The 15541-nt window shown below is 46.5% G+C and carries 19 protein-coding genes and 2 pseudogenes; 16 read left to right on the top strand and 5 right to left on the bottom strand.

The window, feature by feature from the left end; translation table 11 throughout:
- The 5 genes and pseudogenes from ACLFWI_RS13610 to ACLFWI_RS13590 form a co-directional block, all read left to right on the top strand.
- The coding region (locus ACLFWI_RS13610; RefSeq protein WP_446413371.1) for a hypothetical protein at window positions 1-182 on the top strand (182 nt) is incomplete at its 5' end.
- 2 nt (window positions 183-184) lie between these two features.
- Window positions 185-340 (top strand): hypothetical protein, encoded by a 156-nt coding sequence (locus tag ACLFWI_RS13605; protein ID WP_446413370.1) that lies wholly within the window; start codon window positions 185-187, stop codon window positions 338-340.
- A 509-nt stretch (window positions 341-849) separates the two neighbouring features.
- The gene (locus ACLFWI_RS13600; RefSeq protein WP_446407836.1) at window positions 850-2040 is read left to right on the top strand and encodes a VWA domain-containing protein; all 1191 of its coding nucleotides are present in this window, start codon (window positions 850-852) and stop codon (window positions 2038-2040) included.
- 25 nt (window positions 2041-2065) lie between these two features.
- A pseudogene (locus ACLFWI_RS13595) lies at window positions 2066-2278 on the top strand (RNA-guided endonuclease IscB); the annotation flags it as partial.
- Window positions 2279-2685: 407 nt separating this feature from the next.
- Window positions 2686-3369, top strand: a complete 684-nt coding sequence (locus ACLFWI_RS13590) for an SDR family oxidoreductase (RefSeq protein WP_446413369.1) — start codon at window positions 2686-2688, stop codon at window positions 3367-3369.
- Here ACLFWI_RS13590 and ACLFWI_RS13585 read toward each other — a convergent pair.
- A complete protein-coding gene (locus ACLFWI_RS13585; protein WP_446413368.1) occupies window positions 3356-3814 on the bottom strand; it encodes a hypothetical protein in 459 nt (152 codons plus the stop codon). The two genes, ACLFWI_RS13590 and ACLFWI_RS13585, sit on opposite strands and share 14 nt — an antisense overlap.
- An 87-nt stretch (window positions 3815-3901) precedes the next feature.
- Here ACLFWI_RS13585 and petN point away from each other — a divergent pair, with 87 nt between their 5' ends.
- The 3 genes from petN to ACLFWI_RS13570 all read left to right on the top strand — a co-directional run bounded on the left by petN (window position 3902) and on the right by ACLFWI_RS13570 (window position 4849).
- Window positions 3902-3991 (top strand): cytochrome b6-f complex subunit PetN, encoded by a 90-nt coding sequence (petN, locus tag ACLFWI_RS13580; protein WP_071777176.1) that lies wholly within the window; start codon window positions 3902-3904, stop codon window positions 3989-3991.
- A gap of 6 nt (window positions 3992-3997) precedes the next feature.
- Window positions 3998-4132, top strand: a complete 135-nt coding sequence (locus tag ACLFWI_RS13575; RefSeq protein WP_446407833.1) for a hypothetical protein — start codon at window positions 3998-4000, stop codon at window positions 4130-4132.
- Window positions 4133-4357: 225 nt separating this feature from the next.
- Window positions 4358-4849, top strand: coding sequence for a YajQ family cyclic di-GMP-binding protein (locus tag ACLFWI_RS13570; RefSeq protein ID WP_446347017.1), 492 nt, complete (start codon window positions 4358-4360; stop codon window positions 4847-4849).
- Between the two features lie 156 nt (window positions 4850-5005).
- Here ACLFWI_RS13570 and ACLFWI_RS13565 read toward each other — a convergent pair whose 3' ends face one another.
- From ACLFWI_RS13565 to ACLFWI_RS13555, 3 genes are all read right to left on the bottom strand, one after another.
- Window positions 5006-6457 carry a glycoside hydrolase 100 family protein gene (locus ACLFWI_RS13565; protein ID WP_446413367.1) on the bottom strand — a complete coding sequence of 484 codons (1452 nt, stop codon included), beginning with the start codon at window positions 6455-6457 and terminating at the stop codon, window positions 5006-5008.
- Window positions 6458-6554: 97 nt separating this feature from the next.
- Window positions 6555-7856 (bottom strand): glutamate-1-semialdehyde 2,1-aminomutase, encoded by a 1302-nt coding sequence (gene hemL / locus ACLFWI_RS13560; protein ID WP_446413366.1) that lies wholly within the window; start codon window positions 7854-7856, stop codon window positions 6555-6557.
- A 294-nt stretch (window positions 7857-8150) separates the two neighbouring features.
- Window positions 8151-8930, bottom strand: a complete 780-nt coding sequence (locus ACLFWI_RS13555; protein ID WP_446413365.1) for a pentapeptide repeat-containing protein — start codon at window positions 8928-8930, stop codon at window positions 8151-8153.
- A 205-nt stretch (window positions 8931-9135) separates the two neighbouring features.
- Here ACLFWI_RS13555 and ACLFWI_RS13550 point away from each other — a divergent pair, with 205 nt between their 5' ends.
- The 3 genes and pseudogenes from ACLFWI_RS13550 to ACLFWI_RS13540 all read left to right on the top strand — a co-directional run.
- Window positions 9136-9345, top strand: coding sequence for a hypothetical protein (locus tag ACLFWI_RS13550; protein ID WP_446413364.1), 210 nt, complete (start codon window positions 9136-9138; stop codon window positions 9343-9345).
- 281 nt (window positions 9346-9626) lie between these two features.
- Window positions 9627-9875, top strand: coding sequence for a hypothetical protein (locus ACLFWI_RS13545; RefSeq protein ID WP_446413363.1), 249 nt, complete (start codon window positions 9627-9629; stop codon window positions 9873-9875).
- Between the two features lie 503 nt (window positions 9876-10378).
- A pseudogene (locus ACLFWI_RS13540) lies at window positions 10379-10627 on the top strand (hypothetical protein); the annotation flags it as partial.
- Between the two features lie 112 nt (window positions 10628-10739).
- Here ACLFWI_RS13540 and ACLFWI_RS13535 read toward each other — a convergent pair.
- Window positions 10740-11459 carry a DUF4388 domain-containing protein gene (locus ACLFWI_RS13535; protein ID WP_446413362.1) on the bottom strand — a complete coding sequence of 240 codons (720 nt, stop codon included), beginning with the start codon at window positions 11457-11459 and terminating at the stop codon, window positions 10740-10742.
- 122 nt (window positions 11460-11581) lie between these two features.
- On the opposite strand from ACLFWI_RS13535, the gene trpB reads away from it, so the two are divergent.
- The 5 genes from trpB to ACLFWI_RS13510 form a co-directional block, all read left to right on the top strand.
- Window positions 11582-12835, top strand: a complete 1254-nt coding sequence (gene trpB / locus ACLFWI_RS13530; RefSeq protein WP_446407827.1) for a tryptophan synthase subunit beta — start codon at window positions 11582-11584, stop codon at window positions 12833-12835.
- Window positions 12836-12844: 9 nt separating this feature from the next.
- On the top strand, window positions 12845-13384 hold the full coding sequence (locus tag ACLFWI_RS13525; RefSeq protein ID WP_446407826.1) for a CAP domain-containing protein: 540 nt from the start codon (window positions 12845-12847) through the stop codon (window positions 13382-13384).
- Between the two features lie 44 nt (window positions 13385-13428).
- The gene (locus ACLFWI_RS13520; RefSeq protein ID WP_446407825.1) at window positions 13429-14079 is read left to right on the top strand and encodes a ribonuclease H-like domain-containing protein; all 651 of its coding nucleotides are present in this window, start codon (window positions 13429-13431) and stop codon (window positions 14077-14079) included.
- Between the two features lie 129 nt (window positions 14080-14208).
- Window positions 14209-14775 (top strand): peptide deformylase, encoded by a 567-nt coding sequence (gene def, locus ACLFWI_RS13515; protein WP_446350263.1) that lies wholly within the window; start codon window positions 14209-14211, stop codon window positions 14773-14775.
- A gap of 323 nt (window positions 14776-15098) precedes the next feature.
- The coding region (locus tag ACLFWI_RS13510) for an RRXRR domain-containing protein (protein WP_446413361.1) at window positions 15099-15541 on the top strand (443 nt) is incomplete at its 3' end.

Here is a 15541-nt window from a genome sequence, read left to right as displayed (position 1 = left end):
GGAAGACGATCAGCGTCGGGATACGGCTTGAACCCCAGGATTGGGAAAACCTCAATCAGCTAGCAGCCAGTCTGGGAATGACCCGCACGGAACTGATCACCCAAATATCCAGAGTCCAAAATCCACAAGACTTACAAGCGTTTCAAAAGGCGAAATATCTGGGGGAATCCTCAGCCAATTAATCTTGGAAACCCAAGAGGAATTGGCATATCTGGAACATAAGTTACCTCGATTGAGGGCGCGGCTTAGCTGTCTTCAACAGCTAGACCGGGATTTGCAGCAAAAAACCCGTGAAGACTTCGACAAGGAAGACAAGGTTGGCGATAAGGAAGGAGAATGACAAACAAGCGCGGTAGACCAAAATCAGACAGGAACACCAAGACAGTAACCTTGAGGCTCGAACCGAGGGACTGGGAATTATTCCGTCAGAAAGCCAAAGCTCTGGGAATGTCGAGATCTCAGTTAGTGCAGAGACTAGCCAGAGGAGAAATACGGATCGATTCGGCGATACTCACAGAGGAACTACTGCTGGGGGAATCATCCGCGAACTGATTGATGAAAATGACCAGTTAACCGTATATCACAGTTCGCAAATAGAATTCCATAACAACCGACTCAAGCAGCTAAGCAATAGAAGGGCAAGGCTGGAACGTCTTTATGCCGAGTTGCAAACAAAGACTGGTAAAAACCTTGATGATGAAGACGAGGTTAGCGACGATAAAGGAGAGAATGACTAACAAACGCAGCAACTGAGTTAATGATTAGAGGGTGATTTACCGATCGCACAGCTTTTCTCCACTCAATCCGATACAATAACTCAATTAGCATCCGGTAATTGCTACTAGAAACATGACCCAGCCAGAACGCCTACGCCGTTGGCGACTTCTCTTAGGGGGTGGAGACGCCGATGGTATTTGTCAGGAGAATGGTGAGGGAGAAGCCGCAGATTCCTTTACCCTTAATCCAACAGATCAAGCCATTGATAATGCCCTCAGCGCCCTCTACGATTCTGACCGCCGTGGTGGACTTGGGAGTTCTTCTCCTAATATTGCCCGTTGGTTAGGCGACATTCGCACCTATTTCCCCTCATCAGTCGTGCAGGTGATGCAAAAAGATGCAATGGCACGCCTTAACCTGCAACAGATGCTGCTGGAACCGGAACTGCTAGAAGCCGTTGAACCGGATGTTCATCTCGTGGCAAATCTACTATCCCTTAGTAGCATTATGCCCAGCAAAACCCAGGAAACCGCCCGCCGTGTGGTGCGTCAAGTGGTTGAACAATTGCAGCGTAAATTAACCAACCCCACCCGTCAAGCCATAATCGGTAGCCTCAACCGTGCCATTCGCAACCGCCGTCCCCGCCATAATGAAATCGACTGGAACCGCACTATCCGGGCTAACCTCAAACATTATCAACCTAAATACAGCACAATTATCCCCGAAACCCTAATCGGCTACGGACGCAAACGCAGTTCTTTACAAGATATTATCCTCTGCATCGACCAAAGTGGTTCCATGGCAACCTCTGTCGTCTATGCGGGAATCTTTGGGGCGGTGCTAGCTTCTCTCAGGGCAGTGCAAACCCGAATTGTCGTATTTGATACGTCGGTCGTAGACTTAACCGACGCAGCACAAGATCCCGTAGACTTACTCTTTGGTACTCAACTGGGAGGCGGAACTGATATTAACCGCGCCCTCACCTACTGCCAAGGACTGGTGCGTCGTCCTCAGGACACTATTTTAGTGTTAATTAGTGACCTATATGAAGGGGGAAACCGGGAAGAAATGCTTAAGCGCGTGGCGGCATTGGTGGGATTAGGAGTTCAGTTGATCACCCTGCTTGCCCTCAATGATGAAGGTGCGCCCATGTATGATCATTGGATAGCCGAAAAACTTGCCGGATTAGATATCCCAGCCATGGCTTGCACGCCTGACCAGTTTCCTGATTTAATGGCAGCTGCAATTCAGCGTCAAGATATTACACAATGGGCGGCTGCACAGGGTATGGTGCTTAGTAGGGGTTTGGTTACCAAACCCTGACTCCACTTTTGAGATAGTACCGACCTCTAGAACCAAGTTCCATAAAGGTTTTCAGACAGGTGACATTGTTAAAGCCGTTGTCACTTCAGGGAAGAAAATCGGAACTTACGTTGGTCGAGTTGCTACTCGCGCAACTGGAAGTTTTAACATTTCAACGCATAATGGGCTGGTTCAAGGAATCAGTCACAAATACTGTGCACATGTTCACAAAAAGGACGGATATTCGTATGCCAACTAAGCATCCCCCTCCTTTCCTCCCGTCGCTGAAAGCGAGGGTCTCCAGGAGGGAAGAAAGATGACGGCAAAAGGACAGTTAAGCCTTTGCCGTCACAATTTGTTATAATTTTTGCCAGGACTAGAAAACTCAATTTGTCAGGCGTTGCTGAATTAACAGCTTAATTCAGTGGCGCTTTTTCTTGAATCTTAACTTTACCGAAGTTTTCGTGAGAATGTCCACGAAAATTGCCGGAATTTACCTAAATTTTAGGGCAGAGCCTAATTTTGTCAAGATTTTGCTTAGATCAAAGCGCTAGTGACACCCGATAACTCGATCATGCTCCAATTGGTTGCAGTTATTTTTAAGATAATGGGCAATTGTGAAATTAAAGTGAAAACAGAGAACGAATTTTCTCTAAGGAAGGACAGATGATTGAAACAGACAAGTCTTATATTTTTCTGGCAGGCGCTAGTCGCGGGGTGGGTCGAGAAATCGCCAAATACCTGGTTGAGCAAAACCAGAAGGTTAAAGCCCTGTTGCGTTCCCCAGAGTCTCGCGCCGAGTTAGAAGCGATGGGGATTCAGGTGGTAATGGGAGATGCCCTAGATGCGGTAACGGTTGAACAAGCCATGCTGGGAGATCAACCGATTCAGGCGGTGATCAGTACGATAGGCGGCTTACCCAAGGATGGTCAACGAGCGGATTTTTTGGGCAATAAGCATTTAATTGATGCGGCACTCAAGGCTAAGGTACAAAAGTTTATCCTGATTTCCTCAATTGGTAGTGGTGAGAGTGCGATCGCCTTACCCCCCCAAGCGTTGACCACGTTGAAGCCTGTACTTATTGAAAAAGAACAAGCGGAGAACTATTTGCAGGATAGCGGACTGACCTATACTGTGATTCGACCCGGTGGGTTGAAGTCGGAACCTGCAACCGGAAATGGTATGGTGACAGAAAATCAAAAGGTGGCGGGAACAATTCATCGCGCTGATGTCGCCCAGTTGGTGTGTCAATGCCTATTTTCAGATGCGGCGAATAATAAAGTCCTGGCGGCTATTGATCGGGCGCAGATGTATGGCTATCCAGAGTTTGAGGAACTCAGCTTGACGTGAAGGGTTTGACCCAACGGCGCTGAATTGCCCAGTCGAGGAGAAAACGGGCGATCGCAAATTCGATGAGACTCTCGCTGACTAAGATACCCCAAACCAAAACGGTATCGGTGATATCCGGCTGTCCCTCTATTACCGCCAAACCCCGTACCAAACCAAACGCGAACACAACTCCCGCTTTCAGTTGGGGATTTTGGTCATCCCGGATGGCGTAGCGGTAGGTGACGCCAAATAAAAAGCCGGACAAAAACGCGATCGCGACTTTGATCAGTAGGGTAATGTTAACCTGGAACTCCAGTAAGCTGAGGGCAGGCGACGGGGTGGATAGAAGCAGCGAGTGCAACAGTGCGATCGCACAATAGGTTAAGGCTAGGGATAATCCCCCCAGGATAGCCGCTTTCAGAGATTCAATCCGTTCAGCGTCAGTTGGGTCAAAGGAAGAGTTCACGACTTTCGCTCCTGGTGGTCAAAGACGGTTCAAATTGAATTATGATAAACTTTGGAGTCATTTCTTAATCATTACTCATAAAACACGATGGATATTTTGTCATTAGGCTGGGTTGCCACTCTGGTTCTGTTCACTTGGTCAATTGCGATGGTAGTCTGGGCGCGTAACGGGTTCTAGGATATTGTGGAAGGTTCTGTTTTTACCGTCATATTTTTAGCCGCAGCGGGACTATTAGTCCTAGTGACTGGGGGTGTCGTTTACTTAACCGCCGTTGAATGGCGCGATCGCCGTCGCCGCGATCGGGATAAGAAACTGTAATCCCAATACTGTAGGGGATAGGGAAGCTGAAGGAGCTGGGGGAGAACAATTCCCCATATAGTAGGGGAACGGCAGTGCCGTGTCCCTACAAGTATCCCCCATGCTACCAAGAACATGTAAGTCCTAGACAGGACAATGATAAGTCATATTCAATGTTGAAAGCTGCTAGGTTTAGCGGTATAAGGAGATAACTGTACCTTCTGAATGCGCTCACATCTTTAGATTATGGCTTCAACCTATTCATTTGATATCGTCAGTGATTTTGATCGACAAGAGTTGGTGAATGCCTTAGACCAAACCAATCGCGAAATCAGCAACCGTTATGACTTGAAAGACACCAAGACAACCGTTGACTTGGGTGATGAGACAATTACGGTGAACACCGATAGCGAATTTACCCTAGATACTGTACATAACATTCTGCTGACCAAAGCAACCAAACGCAACCTCTCCCCGAAAATTTTCGACTACGGCAAAGTTGAATCAGCGAGTGGCAATCGAGTACGTCAAGAAATTAAACTGCAAAAAGGAATCAGCCAAGATATTGGCAAAAAAATTGCCAAACTGATTCGGGATGAATTCAAAAAAGTACAAGCCTCGATTCAAGGCGATGCGGTTAGAGTGTCAAGTAAATCCAAAGATGATTTACAACAAATTATCCAGCGCTTGAAACAAGAGGAATTACCCGTGGCGCTGCAATTTACGAATTATCGATAGAATCAGCAAGTTGGCGTAAAGATGTAGGGGCGGGTTTAGGAATTAAATCAGGAAACCCACCTCAAACCAAACAACGAAACCCGCCCTAATCCCAACCTAAATTTATCGATTAACCTCAACAACATTTAGGCTCGCATCCCTTACTAAGAAACCAATCTAATCCATCATTGCTTTGGGGTTATCATTAAAACTCATTAAATTCAAATGCTCCGGATTTTGAATCAGATAGTTAGCGACTAAATACCCAGCAATTGTCCACGTTTGATACAGCCGCGCCTCTCTACCAATGGTTTCACCCATTTCCCCATCATAATATTCGGGCCACTCATCATCCAGTAAGTATTCTTCCGCCGTTTCAATCGCTTTCTTAGCTAACTCAACTCTCTGGGTTTTTATCGCCGCCGCCGCCAATGACCAAAGTAAAACGGGCCAACTTCCCCCATTGTGATACGACCAAGAAATATTTTTCGGGTCGCATCCAGTCACCGTTTCCCAATCCCGACCCACAACCGCAGGATAACAGAGTTTCATTGGCATATTACCAATCAACTTTGACCATTGTATTTCAATTAAATTCATAATGCTTTGCGATTGATCAGGAGTCGCCAAACCGGAAATAATCGCCAGTAAATTCCCCTGAGCAAAAAAGCGAAAATCAATCCAGCCGACACCTAAATTCCCCGCTAAATACCCGCCTTTGCGGTCGAGCCAAGGCAGAACCCAATCCGGTACAGACATTTCGTAGATATTAAATTTATTTAACGCCGTTTCACCAAACTCTTCGGTTTGGTAGCGATAGATTGCCCTCAAGCGTTTGGGATCTAACCAATACCGTTCTCGAATATAATTAGTTAGTAACGCTAAACGAGCATCAATTCCTCGCTTTTGAATATAGCTTTCATTTTGCAGCAGTTCATGACGAGCCGCATATATAGCTTGATGAAATAACGCCTGAATTTCCAACGGATGTCCATAAACCGCCATGCGACGGTCAATCATAAATGCGGCTTCGGGGACTAATAAGGTAGGCGTCATATCGAAACGCTGGCTTAAGCAAATATCTAGAATTAACTGGATACCACGTTGGAATTCCAGGCGATGGACAATACTTTCATCGGGTCGATTGGCGATTTGACACGCTTTTTCATACGCCCGCAAGAGAATAATCCACCACAATCCCGAATCAACAGGCGTGACTCTACCAATTGCCCGTTGACCAAAATCTGGCTCAATGTTTTGACTTGATGTCACCTCAAAACTAGCAGGCATCAAGCCTTCTCCCAAGCGAATCCCATCAATGAGCAGTTCTTTCCCTTGCCAGGTTTGCCTCACTTGGGCAAATAAACCTTCACCGTCTTTTGTCCATAGTTTATCCGACTGTAAGCCAAGGGTGAATTCCAAAAAGTTGCGGACAATTTCCCGTTCCCCTTGCATGAGAAACGCCAGTCCCGATGGAATAAAATCGCGGACAAAGCAGTGACCATAATTGAGTTGTTCTTCTTTGGGAGCAGGTTCCTTAGAGGCGACGGTACCAACAGGCTGTTGCTGATAACTCATAATCGAGAGTTTCAGTCGTTCTTGTGCTGCTTTGACCATCTGGTTATTCATTCAACTGCTCCTGTTTAGGTTTACCGTTGAAGAACCATCTGTAGGGACACGACATGTCGTGTCCCTACCCCAAGCTTATGGCAAACTAATCTTATCCCTACAGACTTGACATAACCTCCCGCGCCGCTTCTAGCGTGCGGTCAATATCCTCATCGGTGTGCGCCAAGGAGGTAAATCCTGCCTCAAACTGGGACGGTGCCAGATAAATTCCCCGTTCTAACATGCCACGATGGAAGCGGCTGAACTTGGCTAAATCCGACTTCTTGGCATCGTCGTAATTACGCACAGGACCGACGGTGAAGAACATGCCAAACATAGCACTAATTTGTCCACCGCAAGCAGGATGTCCGGTTTCTTTGGCAATTTGTAATAACCCCTCGGACAATTTTTTGGTGATTTTGTCAAGCTGTTCGTAAGTTCCGGGTTTTTGCAGTAACTCCAGGGTTTTAATCCCAGCCGTCATCGCCAAGGGATTACCAGAAAGGGTGCCGGCTTGGTACATCGGACCAGCAGGTGCAACCATGGACATGATATCTTTACGTCCCCCATAAGCACCCACGGGTAAACCCCCACCAATCACTTTACCCAATGTGGTTAAATCGGGAGTGACGCCGAATTTTTCTTGAGCGCCGCCGTAAGCAATCCGGAAACCCGTCATCACTTCATCAAAGACTAACAGCGCACCATGTTCCTGCGTAATCAAGCGTAAGCCTTCTAGAAATCCAGCATCAGGGGGAACAAAACCAGAGTTACCAACTACGGGTTCAAGAATCACCCCAGCAATACTATCTGGATTGGCTTCAAAGAGAGATTTGACGGATTCCAAATCGTTGTAAATGGCAGTCAGGGTACTGGCTGTTGCCGATTTAGGCACACCGGGAGAGTCAGGTAAGCCAAGGGTAGCAACCCCAGAACCGGCTTGCACGAGCAGCATATCAGCGTGACCATGGTAACAGCCAGAGAATTTGATAATTTTATCTCTGCCTGTAAAGGCACGCATCAGGCGAATGACTGCCATACAAGCTTCCGTACCGGAATTGACAAACCGCACCATGTCGATACTGGGAACGGCTTCAATCACCATGGAGGCTAAAACGTTCTCTAGCGCAGAAGGAGCACCGAAGCTTGTGCCTTTTTCTAGAGCCTCGTGCAGGGCACAAATGACTTCTGGGTGGGTATGACCGCAAATGGCGGGTCCCCAAGTGCCAACATAGTCAATGTACTGATTGCCATCGACATCCCATACGTATGCACCCTTAACCCGGTCAAATACAATGGGTTGTCCGCCAACAGACTTAAATGCCCGAACCGGTGAACTGACACCCCCCGGCATCAAGTTTTGGGCAGTTTGGAAAATTTCTTCGGATTTCGTGGTTGTCCAGGACGAGGTGGTAATCAAAACTGTCTCCTGTTATTCGATGCTTATCTCTATCAGGATAAAGTTTAGTGGTGATTCGGGAAATAGGGATAAAGGGATAAGGGGGTAGGCATTGGTGTCAACTTAGGAGCAGGGGCAGCAGGGGCAGCAATGTAGAGACGTGCCATGGCGCGTCTGGGAGCTGGGGGAGCTGGGGGAGCCCTGTAGAGGTGTTCCGAGGGAACTATGACTTGCATAGGCAGCAGGGACACCCTCGCTGAAAATTAGGATTGGCAAGGGTTATGGCTTAACTTGTCACCAATGCCCTGCGCCAAATTAGAGACAATCGCGATTAGAAATAGTTCTATCGGGTAGAGTAGTATTACAAAATACTGCACCAGTTAAATCAGCATCTTGTAGATTAGCGCGACTCAGGTCAACATCCCAGAGGTTTGCTTCGCGTAAATCAGCATTAGTCAAAAAGCTATTACTTAAATCAGCACCTCTGAGGTAAGCACCATTTAAATTCGCGTTATTAAGTCTGGCATTACTCAGGTTCGCTTCTCTAAGATTAGCGGCTTTGAGATTAGCACCATTGAGTCTAGCTTTATCTAGATTGGCACGTCTGAGATCAGCGCCTCTGAGTTCCGCTAGAGTAAGAATCGATTGAGACAGATTGGCTTCACTTAAGTTGGCTAAACTTAACAGCGTTTGGGTTAAGTTAGCACCAATGAGAGTCGCATTACTTAGGTTAGCCGCTTTGAAGTTCGCTTCTCTGAGATCCGCAGCCGTGAGATCTGCACCACCGAGAAAGGCGCGAGTTAGATCAGCATTTTTTAAGTCAGCGTTGCTGAGGTTAGCATTAATCAGGTCAGCATATTTGAGATTAGCATCACTGAGAGTCGCTTGGGTAAGGTTGGCTTGACTCAAGTCGGCATAAGTCAAGATACTTTGACTCAAGTTAGTATTACTCAGATCGGCATTAGTTAAGTCACAGGTAGAACATTCGCCTGTGTCTTGTAACTGTTTCAGATGGTCAGGATTTTCCGCGTTTAGAGGAGTGGCTGACCAAAAGGGCGTTAGAAGCAAGAGAATAGTCAGAATGTTGAGTTTCATGAATAATACCTCAGCATAGAGGGAAGATTTTTGTAGGGGCGGGTTTAGGAACCTGCTTTTAGCGATTGATGGTAACGTTTGTGCAAAACCCGCCCTGACTTAGTGTTAACCTTTCGCTTCCCGAGTCGAACATGGTTTGTAGGGTCTCACTTTCACTATTATCGTCTCTGTCTGTATTCACCCAGATGTAACTAGGGCTTGCTACATGAGTGTAGATGGTATACCACACAAGGGTTTAAAGCTATTTTTTGACCCAACAAGTGCTTTCCTTCTGGTGTCTGTTTGGTCAAAAACCTTGCCATGCAAGCCTAAAGCAGCATCTCCCCCATCTCCCTCATCCCCCATGACACCAGCCCATAAGTACTTCTCGGTAATCTGGGCAGAAGCGATCGCGAAAATTCCGCAATTTCACTGATTCTAACTCCTAGAGTAAGGAACTATGCTTAAAAAGCAAGGACAAGGAAGCAAACTCTCAGTTGTAGATGCAGTTCCCTGGTAGCTATCTCTAGCTGCCAGGATTTTTATTTCGATTGCTTAACGTTTGAGACACCTTGATTCCGTGGAATCGCGTAATTCCCTTATTTTTGGAAATTATGCTGACTAAAAAATCCGTATGAAGACTGAGGCGATTGTTAATTGTGATCAGTCAAAATAAAAATTACTGAGAATTCAAAGTTTGTCTACCCCTCTAGACTTATGCCTGAAGATACCTACCAACAATTACTCCAAGCTGCTACCGCCAGATATCACGCTTTATTATATCAAAGCTATAGTCAACTTAGTTTGGATGACAAAATATTTATCGAGAATTTCCGCTATTACAAACAAATGTCTTTGAATCAGGTGGTTCAAGCGTTAGACGATAACCTGAGGCAGCTCCAAGGTAAGGATTATTGGAGTGCTTGTCAAGATACTAAACTATTTAATTTTAGTATCGACCAATAACCTCCTAAGAAACACCCTTTTACATAAAGGTAGGGGAAATAGGCGACCCGAGTCAACTGAGTGGACTGGTGTTGGTAATTAGGCTAAGCGGGTCGCCCCTACAGGTTGTTGTTTCTTTCTTGTATCACGGATACTCACGTCCGTGGGAGGATCTCAAGAAAACCGCCCTTCGTCATAAAAGGAATGGTTTTGTAGCTTGTGTTACATTTTTGAGAAAATCTAGCATCGATTTCAATTACTGGACTCGTATTTTAGACCGGAAAAGGTAAAATTTCTAATTATGTATTGTTTAGTTCGTTTTAATAGACTTGCGCTATGAGCCTGAAAATTGATTTCAAGGCGGTGTGACAGCGTGACGATCAATCCAATCAATATGTTAACCTGGTGGGAATTTTATTCCAGATGGTAGATGAAGGTGAGCAATTTATTTTCCAGCAATGTGACGGTATAACCCGCTCATCCGCCTGCGAATCAATTCGCAGGCTAATAGCTCAAGTCGTCTAAAGGCGACTTGGAAGGTAATGTTGGGCGAACTCCGCAAAGAACTCTGCGGTGATGATGGCTTTCGTGGTAAAGTCAAAGAATACACAAAGAAACCAGATAGTGCGCCTTTGCTCACTGGGTTGATTGTCTCCCTCGTCGGCATTGCTGGGGCAAACGGATTACCCATTGATTCTGCGATCGCAACAATTATTGTCTTATATATCGTCAAAATTGGACTGAATACTTTTTGTGAATACACTGAACCTTAAACTGGATGTCACTGACTTAAGGGTTTGTAGTGGGTAATACCAGCGTTGATGGCGCTGAAGCGCAACTACAAACTAGCTTATGTCAGTGACATTTATTGATTTATACGCTCAATTAAACTAAAGCTTTTGCCGCTGAAAACTTTGATTTAGGAATGTCATAGGGACGATAGTATATATCAACAATTTTAGCTAAATCAGCCAAGGTATAATTCATGTCAAACAAGGATAACTTGAGGCAATGAAAAAAGGCAATATCCATCGTCAATCCCAGTTGTTGACAAAAGTTTTCTGAGAGTCTACTTCCATTAGTTTTATGCCGCAGATGCCGAGCGACAAACAGTTGTCTTAAAACAATAAGTTTTTGGTACACAACCTCGATAATTCTGGCGGGCGACTGCAACCCCGTCATCTCTCGTGTTGGACTAGGCTTATGTTGGTCAAATCTAAATTGAGCGTCTTTGAGTTGAAAGATTAAACACAGTTGCTGTACGATTTGAACTTGGAACAAATGTTCGAGTTGTTCACCCCGCAATGCTCCTTGCTGTTTCAGATACAATCCCAAAGGTTGATCTGCTGGACACAACTGAGCCAGTTTCGTGACAACACGGTTACTCACCCACTCGTATTGCTGAATCAGCGAGAGTAAACCTTGATCATTCAACTGGTTAGTAGCGGTGATAACATTACCATTTGCTACCCAAATATAATAAGACGACGCATCTATTGACTCCGATCGCGATCGCAGCATCAGTACGCCGCTTTTGTTCCCCTGATCGATAAATCGAAAAATTTCCGACAGAGAAAAATCCGAAAGAAACCCTGTAATGGACATGGCTGGTGAATTGAACCCCTACAACTATTGTCTCGATTAACGGTTGAACTCAATCGCGATCGCCAAATCCGGTCAGATCACGATTTATAATGAGTGGGTGTTGTTGTTGGCGATCTTGCTCTGTGACCCAAACTCCCCTTCCTAATCCCCGCTCCTCTACCGATGTGGTAAACGAACAACCGGATGCCTTAGGGCGTTTCGGCAAATTTGGTGGCAAGTATGTGCCGGAAACCCTAATGCCTGCGCTGTTCGAGTTAGAGCAGTCGTTTAAACAGTACCGCAACCACCCCGATTTTCAGCAGGAATTACAACAGTTATTACGCGATTATGTCGGGCGTCCTAGTCCTCTATATTTTGCTGAGCGTTTAACCGCCCACTATGCCAGACCCGATGGCGGTGGAGCGCAAATTTATTTGAAACGGGAAGACTTAAATCATACTGGCGCTCATAAGATCAATAATGCCTTAGCCCAAGTCTTATTAGCCAAGCGGATGGGCAAAAAACGGATTATAGCAGAAACCGGGGCAGGTCAACATGGTGTGGCAACGGCAACGGTTTGTGCGCGGTTCGGCTTGGAATGCATTATCTATATGGGTGTTCAGGATATGGAACGCCAAGCCCTGAACGTGTTTCGGATGCGGCTCATGGGTGCGAAAGTTCAACCCGTTGCGGCGGGAACGGGTACGCTCAAAGATGCCACCTCGGAAGCGATTCGCGACTGGGTAACTAATGTGGAAACCACCCATTACATCCTCGGTTCAGTCGCAGGTCCCCATCCCTATCCCTTGATCGTGCGTGACTTTCAGGCAATTATTGGTCAAGAAACCCGCAGGCAATGTCAAGAGAAATGGGGTGGCTTACCGGATATCTTGTTAGCTTGTGTCGGTGGCGGTTCCAATGCAATGGGACTCTTCCACGAATTTGTTAACGAATCCAGTGTCCGGTTAATTGGTGTTGAAGCGGCTGGGGAAGGCGTCACGTCTACCAAGCACGCCGCGACTCTAACCTTAGGGCGTCCCGGTGTACTGCATGGGGCAATGAGCTATTTACTCCAAGATACCGATGGTCAAGTGGTGGAAGCCCATTCCGTTAGTGCGGGACTCGATTATCCGGGTGTTGGACCTGAACACAGTTATTTGAAAGATAGCGGTCGAGCAGAATACTATAGCGTCAGCGACCAAGACGCGATCGCAGCGTTTCGCCAGTTATCGGAACTCGAAGGGATTATTCCCGCCCTAGAAACCGCCCACGCGATCGCGTATCTAGAAACCCTGTGTCCTCAACTTCAGGGTAGTCCTAAAATTGTGATTAACTGTTCAGGTCGCGGTGATAAAGATGTACAAACCGTTGGTAAGTTGATTCAGTTAGACTCCTAGGATTAAACAGTGCGGTCAACGTCTCTTTTGGTCATGAGTGGATTCCTGCTGCTAAAGTTAGGACTCAGTAGCTGTGATTCGGTGTTGAGTGTCAATCAAACCCCAGTGAGTCAAACTGAATCTCCGGCAACAGTTTCTCAACAGCCAAATGACGGTGAATCCACCAATTGGGAAGGGTTGGTGCATCAACAGATTAATCAGTATCGCCAGTCCCAAAACCTGCCCCCATTAACCTTAGACGCAAGCATTAGCAAGGAAGCCAGACGCCACAGTCAGGCAATGGCAACCGGGCGTGTCCCGTTGGGTCATGGGGGATTTGAACAACGAGTCCGGGCGATCGCCCAATCCATGTCCTATCGTCAAGCGGCGGAAAATGTCGCCTATAATCAGGGCTATTCTGACCCGGCGACACAGGCGGTGCAAGGCTGGTTAAAAAGCCCAGGACATCGAAAAAATATTGAAGGGGACTTTGATGTCACCGGGATTGGCGTGAGCAAAAATGCCAAGGGAGACTATTACTTTACCCAGATTTTCATCAAGCAGCAGTAGTTTGTCCTATGTTCATTATTGATAATTCCTAATCGAGATATCTGATGACTCATCCACCCATCGAGAAAGACGTGGCAGAATTTCAAGTGTGCGATCGCGACCTTCCCGACGCCCGGCTAAAGACCTATCTAACCGCTGAGGCGATTGCTGTTGATACGGAAACCATGGGGCTAATCTATCAGCGCGATCGCTTGTGTCTGGTGCAACTGTGCGACCCCCAAGACCGAGTCACTGTGATCCGCATTGATAAAAAACAAACCGAAGCCCCCAATCTGAAGCAGTTGCTGGAAGCCCAGACTGTCTTAAAAGTCTTTCACTTTGCCCGTTTCGATCTCGCCATCTTACGCCAAAATCTGGACATCTACGTCCAACCTGTATTTTGTACGAAAATTGCCAGTAAACTTGCCCGTACCTATACCAACCGCCACGGGCTGAAGGATTTAGTCATGGATCTCGAACAGGTGGAACTGGATAAAAGTTCCCAGAGTTCAGATTGGGGGAATCCCAATAACCTTTCTGATGAACAACTTCGCTATGCGGCGAATGATGTCCGTTATTTGCTGTCTGTGCGGCAGAAACTGATTGCTATGTTGCAACGAGAAGAGCGTTGGCAACTTGCCCAACAGTGCTTTGAGGCGTTATCCGTGATGGTGTCTTTGGATTTGCTCCTCTATCGAGATATCTTTGAACATTAAGACACCATTACCTAGAGTGCCTCTTTTGCTCAAGGGTGGATGAACCGAATTCCACCCAGAGTGATAACTGCTAGGATAAAAAAAAGGAAGTGTCAATAAGATTGCTGGATTTACGAGTTTCCCATGCCCATGACTGCTCAAGTTATAGTCGAAAAGAAAAAACTAGACAACCCGCCGCTAGAGATTCACTATCTGGGCGATCGCGTTCTGCGTCAACCAGCGAAACGGGTTGCTAAAGTAGACCAAAGCATCCGACAGTTAGCGCATCAGATGCTGCAAACCATGTATAGCGCAGATGGTATCGGCTTGGCAGCACCACAGGTTGGGGTGAATAAACAAATCATTGTCATCGACTGCGAACCGGATAACCCAGAAAATCCCCCCTTGATTCTGATCAACCCCACGATTAAGCGTTTTGGTCAGAGTATATGTGATGCTCAAGAAGGGTGTTTAAGTGTTCCTGGCGTCTATTTAGATGTCAAACGTCCGGTAGAGGTGGAAGTTGCCTACAAAGATGAGAATGGACGTCCGAAACGATTAAAGGCAGATGGTTTACTATCTCGCGCCATTCAACATGAAATGGATCACCTGACTGGGGTTATGTTTGTGGATCGGGTGGAAAATGGATTGGTTTTGGCAGAAGAACTGCAAAAGTATGGCTTTTCTACCCAAGCGGTCAAACCTTTTAATTCTTAGGAAATCTCAGCATAATTGTGCTAATGTCTTGTCCATGGAGCAATCCATGGACTTTTTACCAATTGGCTTGGTTTTTTAGTATTTTTCATTAGGTTTAATTGATTCAACAACCCCACGCTACTAACGTGGAGCGTGGGGATTGCCAGAGACAGGGCTGGTAACGCAAGAGTTGAATAGACCATTGAGCCGTTAACTGGCACGTACTTCCAGGTGCTTCCCCAGCCTGGATTATCTACAAACCTACTTGTTTGGGTGCTCTAAGAGAGGACATCTTGTTAACGGTGGTCGAGGGGACTAACAACCGACACGAGAGGATTATATCTATGATTCGTGTAGCCGTTTTATCACCGGAAGGTAAGCCATTAATGCCAGCTAAGGCTAGCCGCGTTAGGCGTTGGCTAGGGAGCGGTAAAGCTAAGGTAGTTCACAACGACCTAGGCATTTTTCAAGTCCAGTTAATTGAGGAGCCATCAGGAGAGGAAATGCAGGAGATTGTAACTGGAATCGATCCGGGTAAGCTATTCACCGGAATCGCGGTTCAATCAGCTAAAGCTACCCTATTCCTGGCACACCTAAACCTACCCTTTAAAACCGTGACCAAGCGCATGAAAGGGCGGGCAATGATGCGACGGGGGCGGCGAGGGCGACGGATTAACCGTAAGGTCACGCAAGACCAACGCAATCACCGCCAACACCGGTTCGATAACCGCAAGGAACACAAGATTCCTCCCAGTATCCGGGCGAACAAACAATTAGCACTTAGGGT

Source organism: Coleofasciculus sp., from assembly GCF_046539235.1.
Lineage (GTDB): Bacteria > Cyanobacteriota > Cyanobacteriia > Cyanobacteriales > Coleofasciculaceae > Coleofasciculus.
This window is presented reverse-complemented; position numbering and strand designations above follow the sequence as displayed.